The organism is Candidatus Kinetoplastibacterium oncopeltii TCC290E (assembly GCF_000340865.1).
Taxonomy (GTDB): domain Bacteria; phylum Pseudomonadota; class Gammaproteobacteria; order Burkholderiales; family Burkholderiaceae_B; genus Kinetoplastidibacterium; species Kinetoplastidibacterium stringomonadis.
Window position 1 is genome coordinate 445,028 of record NC_020299.1, and the last position, 15,090, is coordinate 460,117.

Here is a 15,090-nt window from a genome sequence, read left to right on the forward strand (position 1 = left end):
AGTTACAAAATAATAAGATTTAACTTATTGTTAACTTACACCATTACTCAAACCAGTGTGCACGAGCTGATATAATAATATCAGCCGCTTCATCAGTATTCAATCCGGATATTTCGGATAATTCTATAGCATCTAACTCAGCCAAATCATTCTTTGTGAAAATTTTTCTTTCTGATAACTTTAAAACCATATCTTTACTAACTCCATTTATATGAAGTAATTCACTCTCTATTTCAAGATTTTCTTCTTTTACAATAGCCTCAGTTAATAAAGAATTTCTAGCTTTTGATCTTAATTCATTGACGATATTTTCATCAAAGCCATTTATATCTAATAATTCTTGTAAAGGTATATAAGCAATTTCTTCAATTCCAGTAAAACCTTCATCTATCAATTTATCTACGATAAATTCATCTATTTCTAACTTTTTAATAAAATCATCACGCAAAGATCTTCTTTCTATCTGGTGACGATTAAGGCTTTCCTCTGAAGTAATTATATTAATTTTCCATCCAGTCAAATCAGAAGCTAACCTAACATTTTGACCTTTCGATCCTATCGCTTTAGGCAAATTCTCATCATCAACAACAACATCCATTGAATGACTATCCTCATCTACAATTATAGATATTACATTTGCAGGAGATAATGCGCTAACAACAAACTGAGCTGGATCTTCAGACCATAGAACTATATCTACCTGTTCACCACCCAATTCATTACGAACAGCAGTTACACGCAATCCTCTCATACCAACACAAGTTCCTATGGGATCTATTCTTTTATCATAAGCAATTATAGCTACTTTTGCCCTGATCCCAGGGTCACGGGCAGCAGCTTTTATCTCTAGTAGGCCTTGCTCGATCTCAGGAACTTCATTTTCAAATAAATATTTAATAAAATCTGGAGATGTTCTTGATAAAATCACCTGCTTACCACGAATATTATTTTCCACTCTAAGGAATAAAGCTCTTACTCTATCACCCATTCTTAAATTTTCTTTTGGTATCATCTCGGAACGAGGTAATCTTGCTTCAATTTTTCCTATATCTATGAGAGCATCACCTTTATCAATTCTTTTAATCATACCTGATAAAATTTTATCATTTTTCTCTAAAAAATCATTTAATATTTGCTCTTTTTCAGCATCACGAATTTTTTGCAAAATAGCTTGTTTAGCTGTTTGTGCACTAATCCTACCAAATTCCACAGGATCTAAAGGTTCTTCTATGTAACCTCCAACATTTATATTCGAATCAATTTCTTTTGCTTCTGATAATAATTCCTGTCTATCTGGTTCTTGCAAGCCATCTTCATCAGGTACAACCAACCATCTACGAAATCCTTCATATTTGCCAAGATTTCGATCTATTAGAACACGTATATCAGCATCTTCCTTAAATCTTTTTTTCATAGCAAATGCCAAGGCGCTTTCCAATGCCTCAAAGATAACTTCTCTAGCAACATTTTTCTCACGCGCTAGTGCGTCAACTAACATAAGAATTTCACGACTCATTGCTTTCTGCCCTTGAAATCGAGAATTGGATCCAATTTTGCATAACAAACATCATTTATGTTAAAATTAATGACCTTTAAATTATTTTTCTTTTCGTTATCATCAAATTCAATACTGAACATAGTATTAATTGGAGATGTAACACTACTATTATTTAACAATAAAGGATTTTGCACACGAAGAATCCCATGAAAAACCTTCTGCCCGTCAAAGGGATTGTTTAATTTCAAAACAATACGCTCCCCTGAAAAACGCGTAAAATCAGATTCCTTACGTAAAGGACGATCTATACCAGGTGAACTAATTTCTAATTGCCTATAGTCAATGTTTTCTGCAGCAAATACACAAGATAGATGACGAGTAACTATCTCGCAATCATCTATAGATATTCCACAGGTCTTATCAATAGTAACCCGCAGTATACCTGATGAAAGTCTTTCAATATCAACAAGCTCAATATCATTTGCAATTCCATGCAAAGAATTTTTAATCAATGCAAATAAATCTACCATATACCATTATAAACAAAAAATAGAGAGAAGTATCTTGTATAAAACAAGAATTCAAAATTTAACTAGATTATCTTACATCAATAATTAGATACGAACTAGTCTGCTTAATATATAACCATAGCTAATTTCTAATTTTAACAGACATTTCTAAAAATTCATACAGAAATAACCATCATAATAATTCAAAAAGTCCTTTTCTTCTTTGTCAAAAAACCTAGATGCGATTCATGTGCATTAGGATTATTTGGCTGACGATCTTGATTAGCATTATGAGTTTTATTGATTGATATTGATCTATCTTTAATATCTATATATTTTTTAGGTATATGGCTAATAATATTATTATCTTTCTTGCATCTAATTTCTTTAACTAAAATATCATTTTTATCTTTTTTCAAAATAGAGTTATTGCTAATATCGTGAGAACTAATTTTTATATTTTTGTTATTTATCTTAGTATTACGATCTAAATTTCTTTTAATTTTAGCAGAATCATTTTTATTATGGGTATCAACTTCTTCAGAACGCTTTCCATGATATTTATAGTGTTCAATACCGCTAGAAATCTTTCCTTTACCGTCCAAATCATTTTTTGATAATCCGTTTTTTGCCATTATTGCTAAAACCATGGATTCATCTAATTCTATCCACTTTCCACGATGCAAATTTCTTGGAAGAAATATTTCTCCGTAACGTATTCTCATTAATCTACTAACAGTAATACCAATACTATCAAATACCCTTCTAATCTCTCGATTACGTCCTTCCTTGATTACTAACTTATACCATTTGTTAATACCTTCACCGCCAAGATAAGACAATAAGTTAAAAGAAGCTAGGCCATCATCAAGCAACACTCCATTAATTAATTTAGATTTTTGTTCCTCACTTAGCTCTCCTAGAATTCTTACAGCATATTCACGATCAATTTCATTTCTAGGATGCATGAAGTAATTTGCCAAATCTCCAGAATTTGTAAAAATCAGTAAACCTTCAGTATTAATATCAAGTCTACCTATAGATATCCATTTTCCTAGATTGATTTTTGGCAAATTAGAGAAAACACTATCTCTACCTTGAGGATCATCATGACTTACTATCTCTCCAGATGGTTTATGGTATACGATAATACGAGGAATTTTTTTTATACCTGCTCTTTGTATTATTTTACCATTAAGCCTTACTATATCGGTACCTTTAACTCTCTGACCAATATGAGCAGGAGCTCCATTAACAGATACCCTTCCTGAAATTATTAGCTCCTCCATATCTCTCCTGGAGCCTATACCTAGATCAGCCAGAACTTTATGTAATTTTGGAACAACATCTTCATTCAAGTATTTTTTTAAATTAATTTCAGCCAAATTACTTGATTTGTTTAAATAAGGAGATACGATTTTATCGTACTGAGATTCATCATTATTATGTTTAGGATTATTTAATATAGAATCTTTATCATCCTGAACAAGATCATCCGCATTAATAGTAGTAATTTTCTCATTATCTATTCTTCTTCTTCTAAACGGAGTGCGCAACTTGCTCCACTTATTATGTCGATATGAGAATCCTAATTTTTCTTTTACTATGTTTTTCTTATCAGAATTTACAATATTTTTTGAATCATGTAAATTCTCTTTAACAGTCTTACTTGTCTTCACCAAGACAACTCCAAATCACAAGTTCAGATTAATATTAATAAAGTATTTTAGCAGCTAGATATATAATAATTCAAAATACAGAAAAAATTATATAAAAGAAACAATAATGAATATTGCTTAAAGATAATTTGATTATCAACAAGAAATTTAATACAAAAGCAATATTCCTATAAAAATGCAGTATATTCCAGAGGAATATACTGTGCAAACTTAAATTAGTAAAATAATCAATTAATATTAAGAAAATATCAAAACAAACAAACTCTGGTTGTATTATTTAACAAATAAAGACTTGGTTAATAATAAAAAATTCTTGCTAATTAGCATATTCATATTATATATTTCCTTGTATTATAGAAACAACACTGCTTGTTGACTCAATATTCAATAAAAGCCGATATAGCTCAGAAGGTAGAGCAGCGCATTCGTAATGCGAAGGTCGGAGGTTCAATTCCTCTTGTCGGCACCAAAAATCTCTAAGGAAATCTAGGCAAAGGGAATGATATAGTCTCTTCTGTTATGGATACAAAATTGACAAAACGGTCACCAAATCCATTACTTTTTAAGAATTCTACTACTTGATCGACTATAACTTCTGGAGCTGAAGCTCCAGAAGTTATACCTATATGTTTTTTATCAATTAGCCAAATAGGATTTATAGAATCAAAGCTATCGATAAGGTAAGACTCTACACTACTTTGCCTTGCTAATTCAACCAATCGATTTGAGTTGGAACTATTAATACTTCCAACTACTAATATTAAATCACAATCTTTAACAATATATTTCAGTGCATTTTGTCTGTTCTGCGTAGCATAACAAATATCACTCTTTTTAGGACCAACTATCTTAGGAAATCTATTCTTCAAGGCTTCTTCGATACAAACAACGTCATCAAGAGATAATGTTGTTTGAGTTACATAGCCAATTAACTCATTATCATTAATATCTAAAAGATAAACATCTCTTACATTTTCAACAACATGTATACCACTAAAATCTTGACCCAATGTTCCATCTATTTCTGGATGACCTTTATGACCAATGATTATAACTTCTCTATTTTCTCTACGCATTTTAAGAACTTCAAGATGAACCTTAGTTACTAGTGGACAAGTGGCATCTATAATAAGTAGTTTTTTCTTTTTTGCTATAGCAATTACATCCTTTGATACACCGTGAGCAGAGAAAATTATAATACTTCCTTCAGGTACATCAATAATATTATTGACAAAAACTACACCTTTACTTTTAAAATAATCTATGACATGTTTATTATGAACAATCTCATGATTAACATATATAATAGATTCATATAATGATATAGCTTTCTCAACAATAGCTATAGCTCTCTTTACTCCAGCACAAAAACCCCTAGGTGCAGCTAAAGTTATATCTTTCTTATGTATTGAAACTTTGAATTCCATTTTATATTTAAAGTCATAAATAATTAATTTCACTAGTACTTTGATCGAACTATCATACATTGTATAATGCTAACTCAATAGTATCTGCAAGATTTTCAATCAAATATATAATATGATATCGAAAATGTTGCAATAAAATTTGTTAAGGCAAACCTATAATATCAAATTATAAGTATATGTTTAAATCCCATGGTAGAATAACAATTTAGTAAACTACTATGAAAATCTTTATTGGAAAATAGTTATGAAATCTGGCATACATCCAAATTATCAAGAAGTTGTTTTTCTTGATGTTCAAACAAACCATAAATTTATCATAAAATCTACTGTGCAAAGTAGAGAAACAATTGATATTGATAATAAGACATATCCATTGTTTAAATGCGATGTAACATCAAAATCTCATCCTTTTTATACAGGTGCACAAACAAGGATAGTAGAGGCTGGACGTGTAGAAAAATTCCGTGCTCGCTTTTCTAATCTAAAAGGCATAAACAAAACCAAATAATAAGAAACAAAAATGCCAATACACATGTATGATCTTCTAAATTTTGTTGTTTTGAGAATGGCATACTTGTGTTTGGTACATTACTCTAAATTATTTTACAACTGTTAAGCTTAATGCATTTTTCATTTCTATAAATCTATAAGCTCATGTTTCTCTAAGAAAATATAAATATTAATTAAAATTGTAAAACTAACTGAAATAAAAATTCATAAATATTTTATATACCAAATATATGAGCAAATTATCAAATTTAGAGATTTTTAAAAAATTAACCAGACAATCTTTTCCTATTTTAGTTAGCCAGTTAGCTGGCATATCATTTGGTCTGCTTGATACTATAATGACTGGTCATACTAATAAAAATGATCTGGCTGCAGTTTCATTAGCAACATCTATATATGTGATAATATTTGTTGGATTGCTTGGAGTAATAAATGCATTAGTTCCTATAATAGCAAAAAGTTTTGGCAGCGGTAACAATACAGAGATCGGTGAATACTGGGGACAAGGATTTTGGGTATCTATAGTATTATCGATAGTAGGCACAATACCACTATTTTTTTCCGAAATATGGTTCTACTTTATAGGCGACATAAATATAGATGTATATAACAAAGTCGTGGTTTATTTAAAAATATTAATAATAGCCTTGCCTGCAGCACTAATTTTTAGGACTATATATAACCTTTGCGCTGCATTATCTAAATCAAAAGTTATGATAATCGTTAGTATGGTCTCAGTAATATGTAAGGCTTCCTTAAATTATATTCTTATTTATGGTTGTCTCAAAATTCCACCTATGGGATCAACTGGCGCGAGCGTATCTACCACGATAGTATCATGGATCAGTTTATTTATAGGTATATTGATTATATACACAGATAATTTTTATAAACAATTCAATATACGTATCAGAAAACCTGACATTTTAAAAATAAAAGAAATATTAAAACTAGGGTTACCTATGGGAGGATCATATTTGGTAGAGGTCTTAACTTTCTCATTCATGACAATACTTATAACAAGAGAAGGAATAGTGGCTGTAGGAGCACATCAAATTATAACTAATATAGTATCTGTCTTTTACATAATTCCTATCTCTCTTGGTCTAGCAACATCTTCAATGACCGCTCAATTCTTAGGAGCAAAAAACAATGATGTTGCTATACAAATAGGCAAAATAGGCATAAAAATAACAATGTTAATTGCTATGATTAGCTGCATAGCTATATATTATTTCAGCAACAAACTTCCAGTACTTTATACAAATGATTTATCTATAAGTGTTACCTGTTCTAATATGATGTTTATAGTTCCATTCTTTCTAATTGTTGACTCTGTTCAATGTTTCAATTCCTACATACTTAGAGCTTATAATATCACAGCATTACCTTTTATATTACAAACTGTATCACTTGGAGTTGTAGGTTTAGGTGGTGGATGGTGGTTTGATTTTGGTCCAGGTGTGCAAACTTATAAGCCTATACATGAAATTTTATTTAGTGGAGCACCTATAGGGGCAAGTAGTATGTGGATAATGTCAACCAGCGGATTAGCGATATCTGCTTTTTCTTTGTATGTTTTATATAAAGAAAAAGTAATCAAGAAACTTTTATTATAATTTAAAAAAATATTTACGATAGTGACGTAATTCATTTATTGAATCATATATATCTGAAAGAGCTTGATGTTTACTATCTTTAGAAAAATTTTTATATATGCTGGGAGACCATCTTTTCACAAGTTCCTTTATAGAACTAACATCGATATTTCTATAGTGAAAAAAATTTTCTAATCTAGACATATATATACTCATAAACCTTCGATCTTGACTGATTGTATTACCACATAGTGGGGATTTGCCGGGATTAATATGATTTTTCAAAAATAATAAAATACAGTTTTCTGCTTCTTTTTCTGAAACACTTGAAGATAAAACTCTATCAACCAATCCACTTTTTCCATGAACCGATTTATTCCATTTATCCATTGACTCCAATACTTCATTATTTTGATGAATTGCGATCACAGGACCCTCTATTATTTTGTCTAGATTTTCATCTGTAATGACCACTGCAACCTCAAGGATCTTATTTTTTGATGGATCAAGTCCACTCATCTCCATATCTAACCATACTAATTTGTTATTATCTAAATTCATTATTTAATTAATCCTTATATAAATAAATAAATTTTAATTATTTTTAATATGCTAATTATTAAAAATAATCGTATACTATTTCACATAAATATAAAATTAGCAATTTTCAAATGAATAAAAATATTACTGGAAGAGTTATAGGTCTATATAAACAAAATTATATAATTAGTCATAATGAATCTATTATCAGATGCTTTCCAAAAGGAAAAAAAAATGAAGCTGTTGTTGGAGACTTTGTTAACATAGACTATAAATCTAACAGATACTATACTATTACTGAAGTTATTCAAAGAAATAATCTATTTTTAAGATCAGATATGACAAAATCAAGAAAAATAGCAGCCAATATAGATAATGTTATGATAATAGTAGCAGCCGAGCCTGATTTTTCAGTTGAGTTGATATTTAAAGTTATTATTGAGGCTATAAGATGCGACACAAAAGTTACTATTATTCTTAATAAAAAAGACATAAAAGAATCTATAAAAATTGCCAGAGATAAGCTTTATTTTACAGAAATTTTAGGAATACCTTTATTAGAGATAAGCGCAAAATATCCAGGTTCAGAAGAAAAATCTATCCTTAATATTGTAAAGGATAAAGTTACATTACTAGTTGGTCCAAGTGGGATGGGAAAATCTACATTAGTAAATTTATTAATACCAGAAGCCCATGCAACAACAAGAGAATACTCTAGATTTTTAAATACTGGTAAACATACAACGAGCTATACTAAATTATACAAACTAGCAATTGAAAATAGCTATATTATAGATTCTCCAGGATTCAAAGACTTCGGTCTAAATCACCTAAGTTTTAATGAGATAATAAAACCATTTTCAGAATTTCGTGAATTTAACAATAAATGCAAATTTTATAACTGTACTCATTGTCACGAACCTGGATGTAAAATTATTGAATCTAAAATTAATGGTATAATAGATGAGAGAATATATTATTTGTACAAAAAAATTATGGGCAAGTATATACTCACCCATAATAATTAGACTACCTAGTTACTTCTTTGATATCAGTTTTTCTTTTATTCTAGCTGATCTACCTGATCTAGAGCGTAAATAATACAACTTAGCTCTTCGAACACTACCTAATCTTTTAACTTCTATTTTTTCTATTTGTGGAGAATAAAGCTGAAATGTTCTTTCTACCGCTTCTCCTGAAGAAATTTTCCTCACAATAAATGAAGAATTCAGTCCTTTATTACGCTTGGCAATCACAACACCTTCATAAGCCTGGATTCTCTTTCTTGATCCTTCTATTACATTAACACTAACTGTAACAGTATCTCCTGGGGAAAAAATCGGAATATTCTTATTATGACTCAGCCTATCTATTTCTTCTTGCTCTAATGCAGCAATTAAATTCATACAAACTCCTGGTTCATCTTTTAACGTATTATACTTTATAATTAAGGATTTTACTTATTAATACAAAAGAGGATGATATTAAAAATTGGGTCTCTAATTGTACTAGGATATGTAATATAAAATCAAGCCTATAAATAGGACGATAATTTTGGAACGATATCGAATAAATCACCACATAAACAGTAATCGGCAACATTAAATATAGGAGCGTTAATATCATTATTGATTGCAATTATTGTCTTCGAGCCTTTGATGCCTGCTAAATGTTGCATAGATCCAGATATACCTATGGCTAAATATAGTATAGGCGATACTATCTTGCCAGTCTGACCAATTTGACAGCTATTAGGAGCATATCCTTCATCAACAGCAACACGAGTAGCACCAATTGCAGCTCCTAATTTTTTTGCCAGAGGCATCAATATATTATTAAAATTTTCTTTACTTCCCAAACCACGACCGCCAGAAACTATAATTTTGGCTTCTGTTAGATCAATACTAGAACTAATCTCTCTATTTTTTTCTTTTAATAATTTTGATAATTGTAAATCTGAAGAAACAGTAATATTTTCTATATCAGCACAATTATTAATATCATTATTGATGTTTTTATTATCGAATGAGCAACTTCGCAAAGTTAAAATTTTAATAGGATCTAAGCATCTAACATGAGCAATAATGCTACCGGCATACATAGTACGAGCAAATACATCATTAGATATAATGTTCATTACACCAGAAACAGGAGCCACGTCTAGTTTAGCAGCAATTTTAGGGGCAATAGATTTTCCATAAAACGAATCATTAAATATTATGTGAGTATAATTATTTGCTATTTTCAAAATATTATCAGCGTGGTTTTCTGGTAAAAGATCAATAAGATGAGGAGCATCAGCCATAAAGACTTTAGATACATTTCTAAATTTACTTATCTTATAAGCTAAATCTTTAATATTTTCTCCAATAATTAAAACATGTATATCTGAATTGAACTTACAGGCAGCATTCAAAAGATTAAATGTCGAAATATCAAAAGAATTATTATTATGATCTGGAATAACAAGTATCATCTATCTAACTCTCCAAGTTCTGATTTAATAATTTCTGATAAAGAAAAAGCATCTTTTTTAAACATTCTTTTTCTTTCATATTGCAATTCTTCAATTTTTAATAATTCAATACGTGGTGTATAATCTATACAGATATCATTCATATCTATCATTTCTATTTTTTTATTTTTGGACCTTAATAGATTCTGTAATGTGATATATCTTGGCTTATTTAGATTGAGATCAGCTATAATAACAGCAGGCAACTTGGTACTAATCATATCAGTACCATTGTCTAGTTCTCTTATTGCAATCAAATTATCAATACAGATATTTATATTACTAACGAAATTTATTTGAGGCCAACCTAATAAACTACTTAATATTTGCCCAGTCTGACATGAATCATCATCGATAGCTTGTTTTCCCAAGATGACTATTTTAGGAAATTCTTTATCAACGATATGCTTTATTGCTTTTGCTACAGATAGTGGTTGCAAATTAAATTTAGATTCTATTAAAATGCCCCTATCTGCACCCATAGCCATAGCAGTTTTTAAAATATCTTTACTATTAATATCACCACAAGATAAAGCTACGATTTCATCAACAAATCCTTTCTCTTTAAGAATTATTGCTTCTTCTAGAGCAACTTCATCAAAAGGATTCATGGATAATTTAGAATTTTCTGAATTGATTGTTGAACAATCATTATTAATTTCTATTTTAGTATTATGATCAATTACAGATTTAACAGTTACTAATACTTTCATCAATACACCTAAAAAATAACTATATTTTAGCTAAAGAACGTATATGCAAAACAGCACTACGTCCTAAAGATGACATATCATATCCTCCCTCCAAGAAACTAACTATTCTATTAGAAGAATATTTTTCAGACATATTTACTAATATATCAGTGATCCACTTATAATCAGATTCATGAAGATTTAACTGTCCCATATCATCTTCCCTATGGGCATCAAATCCAGCAGATATTAATATCAATTCTGGTCTATAAGATTCTATGGCTGGCACCCATTTACTACTTACTATGTCTCTTATAAATGCACCATCTGCATAAGCTTCAACAGGTATATTACACATATTTGCACTATAAATTAGTTTGGTGTCAGGATAAAATGGATGTTGAAAAAAGCTGCACATTAATACAGATGGATCATTTGCAAATATCTCTTCTGTTCCATTACCATGATGTACATCAAAATCTATGATAGCTAATCTTTTCAAGTTATACTTGCTTATAGCATATCTTGCCGCTATAGCGATATTGTTAAAAAAACATGATCCCATAGCCCTATTACTGCAAGCATGATGTCCAGGAGGTCTTGTTGCACAAAATGCATTGTTCACATGTTTATTAAATACTGAATCTATTGCAAATAAACCAACTCCGGCAGAATAAAAAGCAGCGTCCAAAGTATAATAATTCATAATAGTATCCATATCTATATAATAGTAACTACCTTCCTTAGGACTATGACTACGTAAATAATTAAGATAATCTATAGTATGAACTCTTAGAATATCTTTATCTGAAGCACTTGAAGAGCTATGACAATTAATTATGTATGGCATTACACCACTCATAATTAATTGATCAGAAATTGCATCGATTCTTTTAGGGCTATCAGGATGTAAAACGCCCATTTCATGTAAGTAACTAGCAGGATGAGTGATATACATCGTATCCATAAAAATATATTTTTACCAGATTTTGAAATTTATAAAATAGTCAAATTCATCTTATCAAAATACTACTACAATTATCTTCTAGAATATAATTTATATAATACAATAGAAGATTAATTAAATTACGAGCCTTATAATAAGCAAAAGCATTTTACTAGTATCTTAATAAAAACATATAATAAATATCTATTTTTCGTGCTTTAAAAATACTAAAGATTAAATCTATTGATTATATAGATATAATCTAATTTATTTAATAAATAAAAACACACAGTACCATACTGTATATGAATACTGTGTGTTTTAAAAGATCAGCAATGCTACAAATATTCTTACAAATCTATTTTTTTCCTACGCTTAATTTATTCCTTAAAAGCTTACTCGGTCTAAAACATGGCACTAATCGGTCAGAAACAAAAATAGCCTCTCCTGATCTTGGATTACGAGCAATTCTAGAACATCTCTTGGCTGTAAAAAAACTTCCAAAACCACGTATCTCTATACGCTTTTCTGATGCAAAACAATCCTCAAATATATCAAGAATAGCTTTCATTGCTCGTTCCAGGTCATGAATAGATATATAATCTAATCTGCTGGACAACGCATTTAACAAATCGATCTTCTTCAAAGAATCAGCCGTCATTACGTTGTTGATCTAGTTTCTCTTTTAACAATGCTCCGAGGTTAGTGGTTCCTGAAGATGCACTAGCGTCTGACATTCTTTGAATTACATCAGCTGTATCAATAGTATCCCTAGCTTTAACTGATAATTGTATAGAACGAGTCTTTCTATCTACATTAATAATAAGAGCCTCTATACTATCACCAACTTTTAATACTGAAGTTGCATCTTCAATACGACCAGAAGAAATTTCAGAAGAACGCAGATAACCATCGACATCTAAAGAAAGATTAACAATAGCTCCTTTAGGATCTACTGATTTCACTGTGCCATGGACAGTTGCTCCCTTATCATGAGATGATACGAAGTTTTGAAATGGATCACCTTCAAGTTGTTTAACTCCTAAGGAAATGCGTTCTTTAGCTGTGTCTATACCAAGAACAATTGCTTCTATTTCATCTCCTTTCTTAAGGTTTCTTACCGTTTCTTCTCCATTATCCATCCATGATAAATCTGACAGATGTACTAAACCGTCGATTCCACCAGGAAGACCAACAAAAACGCCAAAATCTGTTATAGATTTAATAGCTCCTTTAACTTTGTCGCCTTTTTTAAAGTTTACAGCAAATTCTTCCCAAGGATTAGGACGACACTGCTTCATTCCAAGAGATATACGACGTCTATCTTCATCTATCTCTAAAACCATTACTTCTACTTCTTCCCCTAGAGTAACTACTTTGCGTGGATCGACATTTTTATTAGTCCAGTCCATTTCCGATACGTGGACTAATCCTTCTATGCCCGACTCAACCTCTACAAATGCACCGTAATCAGTTAGATTAGTAATTTTTCCAAATAAACGAGTTCCTTGCGGATAACGACGAGCTAAATCTACCCAAGGATCCTCTCCTAACTGTTTAACTCCTAGTGATACGCGATTTTTCTCTTGATCAAATTTTAATACCTTAGCTTCTATTTCTTGGCAAACTTGCAAAACCTCAGAAGGATGTCTTACACGACGCCAAGCCATATCTGTAATATGTAATAGACCGTCTATTCCTCCTAAATCTATAAAAGCACCATAGTCAGTAATATTCTTAACAACTCCCTTAACTACAGCCCCTTCGTATAAATTCTCTAAGAGTTTTTGACGCTCTTCTCCCATACTGGCCTCTAAAACCTGACGACGAGATAAAACTACATTGTTTCTCTTTCTGTCAAGTTTTATAACCTTAAACTCCATAGTTTTGCCTTCATATGGAGTTGTGTCTTTAACAGGGCGCAAATCAACCAAAGAACCAGGCAAGAATGCACGAATTCCATTAGTCATTACAGTAAGGCCTCCCTTGACCTTGCCTGTAATAGATCCTGTGATAAGCTCTCCACTTTCTAAAGCTTGTTCTAATTTTAACCAAGCAGACAAACGTTTTGCACGATCACGTGATAGGACGGTGTCTCCATAACCATTCTCTAAAGAATCAATGGCAACAGAAACAAAATCTCCTTGGCTAACTTCTAGCTCACCTTTATCATCCAGAAACTCTTCTATAGGGATGAGAGCCTCTGATTTAAGGCCCGCATTTACAACAACGAAATTATGATCAATACGCACAACTTCAGCACTGATAACTTCGCCTGATTTCATATCTTGTTTTTTAAGACTTTCTGCAAATAAATCAGCGAAACTTTCTCTGCCAAATGTGATTGAGGAAAATGATGACATGGGTTGTTAATCCATATGGCCATATGGCCAAAGTAAAAACCGATTAAAACGGTAGTTTAAAATACCTAATAATATAATAAAAAATTTAAGTAATTAATTATAACTAGGGCCGAATTTATATTTATATAAATCTAATATAATACCTAATGTTTGTTTAATATCCAAGACAGAGCTATCTACAACATGTGCGTCTAAAGCGGGCACAAGCGGTGAATGTAGGCGTCTAGCATCACGCTCATCTCTCTCGCTGATATTATCCATTATACTCATGATATTAACAATATTACCTTTGTTAATCAACTGGTTATATCTTCTTTGTGCTCTTATTGATATATCAGCTGTTAAAAAAATTTTTAACGAGGCATAAGGAAAAACAACCGTTCCCATATCACGACCATCTGCTACTAAACCTGGGTAAGATAAAAAACTTCTCTGTTTTTTTAGCAAAGTTTGCCTAACGTTATGATCTGTAGCTAATATAGAAGCTATTCTACTAATTTCTTCAGTACGAATTTTTTCACTGACAATCAAGCTATCAATATATATCTCTCCTTCCCTAAGAGATATTTCTAAATTTCTTGCTAATTTATTAATACTCTCAAAATCGTTAACCGATATATTGCTTTCTATAACTGCAAAAGCTAGAGCTCTATATATAGACCCACTATCAAGTAATAACCACCCTAATTTTTTGCTTATTATTCTTGCAATAGTTCCCTTTCCAGAAGCAGTTGGTCCATCTATTGTAATTATAGGTGGTAATTTAATACTCAACTTAACTCACCCAAATGTTTATTATTCATAATAAATATA

General features: G+C 30.6%; 15 protein-coding genes and 1 tRNA gene. 4 read left to right on the plus strand and 12 right to left on the minus strand.

The window, feature by feature from the left end; genetic code table 11:
• Nucleotides 1–43: 43 nt before the first annotated feature.
• The 3 genes from nusA to CONE_RS02065 all read right to left on the minus strand — a co-directional run bounded on the left by nusA (nucleotide 44) and on the right by CONE_RS02065 (nucleotide 3,686).
• Nucleotides 44–1,516 (minus strand): transcription termination factor NusA, encoded by a 1,473-nt coding sequence (gene nusA / locus CONE_RS02055; protein WP_015397088.1) that lies wholly within the window; start codon nucleotides 1,514–1,516, stop codon nucleotides 44–46.
• Entirely contained in the window at nucleotides 1,513–2,028 is a 516-nt protein-coding gene (gene rimP, locus CONE_RS02060) for a ribosome maturation factor RimP (protein ID WP_015397089.1), read from the minus strand. Before rimP ends, nusA begins: the two co-directional genes overlap by 4 nt.
• A gap of 182 nt (nucleotides 2,029–2,210) precedes the next feature.
• A complete protein-coding gene (locus CONE_RS02065) occupies nucleotides 2,211–3,686 on the minus strand; it encodes a pseudouridine synthase (protein WP_015397090.1) in 1,476 nt (491 codons plus the stop codon).
• Nucleotides 3,687–4,079: 393 nt separating this feature from the next.
• On the opposite strand from CONE_RS02065, the gene CONE_RS02070 reads away from it, so the two are divergent.
• A tRNA-Thr gene (locus tag CONE_RS02070) sits at nucleotides 4,080–4,155 on the plus strand.
• A 7-nt stretch (nucleotides 4,156–4,162) separates the two neighbouring features.
• Here the strand turns inward: CONE_RS02070 and ispH are convergent.
• A complete protein-coding gene (gene ispH / locus CONE_RS02075; protein WP_015397091.1) occupies nucleotides 4,163–5,113 on the minus strand; it encodes a 4-hydroxy-3-methylbut-2-enyl diphosphate reductase in 951 nt (316 codons plus the stop codon).
• Between the two features lie 244 nt (nucleotides 5,114–5,357).
• On the opposite strand from ispH, the gene CONE_RS02080 reads away from it, so the two are divergent.
• Both CONE_RS02080 and CONE_RS02085 read left to right on the plus strand, forming a co-directional pair.
• On the plus strand, nucleotides 5,358–5,621 hold the full coding sequence (locus CONE_RS02080) for a type B 50S ribosomal protein L31 (RefSeq protein ID WP_015397092.1): 264 nt from the start codon (nucleotides 5,358–5,360) through the stop codon (nucleotides 5,619–5,621).
• A 232-nt stretch (nucleotides 5,622–5,853) separates the two neighbouring features.
• Nucleotides 5,854–7,242 carry an MATE family efflux transporter gene (locus CONE_RS02085; RefSeq protein WP_015397093.1) on the plus strand — a complete coding sequence of 463 codons (1,389 nt, stop codon included), beginning with the start codon at nucleotides 5,854–5,856 and terminating at the stop codon, nucleotides 7,240–7,242.
• Here the strand turns inward: CONE_RS02085 and orn are convergent.
• Nucleotides 7,237–7,782 (minus strand): oligoribonuclease, encoded by a 546-nt coding sequence (gene orn, locus CONE_RS02090; RefSeq protein ID WP_015397094.1) that lies wholly within the window; start codon nucleotides 7,780–7,782, stop codon nucleotides 7,237–7,239. The genes CONE_RS02085 and orn overlap by 6 nt on opposite strands.
• A 110-nt stretch (nucleotides 7,783–7,892) precedes the next feature.
• On the opposite strand from orn, the gene rsgA reads away from it, so the two are divergent.
• On the plus strand, nucleotides 7,893–8,789 hold the full coding sequence (gene rsgA, locus CONE_RS02095) for a ribosome small subunit-dependent GTPase A (RefSeq protein WP_015397095.1): 897 nt from the start codon (nucleotides 7,893–7,895) through the stop codon (nucleotides 8,787–8,789).
• A 9-nt stretch (nucleotides 8,790–8,798) separates the two neighbouring features.
• Here the strand turns inward: rsgA and rplS are convergent, their stop codons facing one another.
• From rplS to cmk, 7 genes are all read right to left on the minus strand, one after another.
• Complete coding sequence (rplS, locus tag CONE_RS02100) at nucleotides 8,799–9,167, minus strand: 50S ribosomal protein L19 (RefSeq protein WP_015397096.1); 369 nt, start codon at nucleotides 9,165–9,167, stop codon at nucleotides 8,799–8,801.
• 128 nt (nucleotides 9,168–9,295) lie between these two features.
• Entirely contained in the window at nucleotides 9,296–10,237 is a 942-nt protein-coding gene (locus tag CONE_RS02105) for an electron transfer flavoprotein subunit alpha/FixB family protein (RefSeq protein WP_015397097.1), read from the minus strand.
• Nucleotides 10,234–10,989, minus strand: a complete 756-nt coding sequence (locus CONE_RS02110) for an electron transfer flavoprotein subunit beta/FixA family protein (RefSeq protein WP_015397098.1) — start codon at nucleotides 10,987–10,989, stop codon at nucleotides 10,234–10,236. The genes CONE_RS02105 and CONE_RS02110 overlap by 4 nt, the downstream gene beginning before the upstream one ends.
• Before the next feature lie 19 nt (nucleotides 10,990–11,008).
• A complete protein-coding gene (locus CONE_RS02115) occupies nucleotides 11,009–11,935 on the minus strand; it encodes a histone deacetylase family protein (protein ID WP_015397099.1) in 927 nt (308 codons plus the stop codon).
• A gap of 337 nt (nucleotides 11,936–12,272) precedes the next feature.
• On the minus strand, nucleotides 12,273–12,575 hold the full coding sequence (locus CONE_RS02120; protein WP_015397100.1) for an HU family DNA-binding protein: 303 nt from the start codon (nucleotides 12,573–12,575) through the stop codon (nucleotides 12,273–12,275).
• Nucleotides 12,565–14,277 carry a 30S ribosomal protein S1 gene (rpsA, locus tag CONE_RS02125; protein ID WP_015397101.1) on the minus strand — a complete coding sequence of 571 codons (1,713 nt, stop codon included), beginning with the start codon at nucleotides 14,275–14,277 and terminating at the stop codon, nucleotides 12,565–12,567. Before rpsA ends, CONE_RS02120 begins: the two co-directional genes overlap by 11 nt.
• Before the next feature lie 93 nt (nucleotides 14,278–14,370).
• Nucleotides 14,371–15,051 (minus strand): (d)CMP kinase, encoded by a 681-nt coding sequence (gene cmk / locus CONE_RS02130; protein ID WP_015397102.1) that lies wholly within the window; start codon nucleotides 15,049–15,051, stop codon nucleotides 14,371–14,373.
• Nucleotides 15,052–15,090 lie beyond the last annotated feature (39 nt).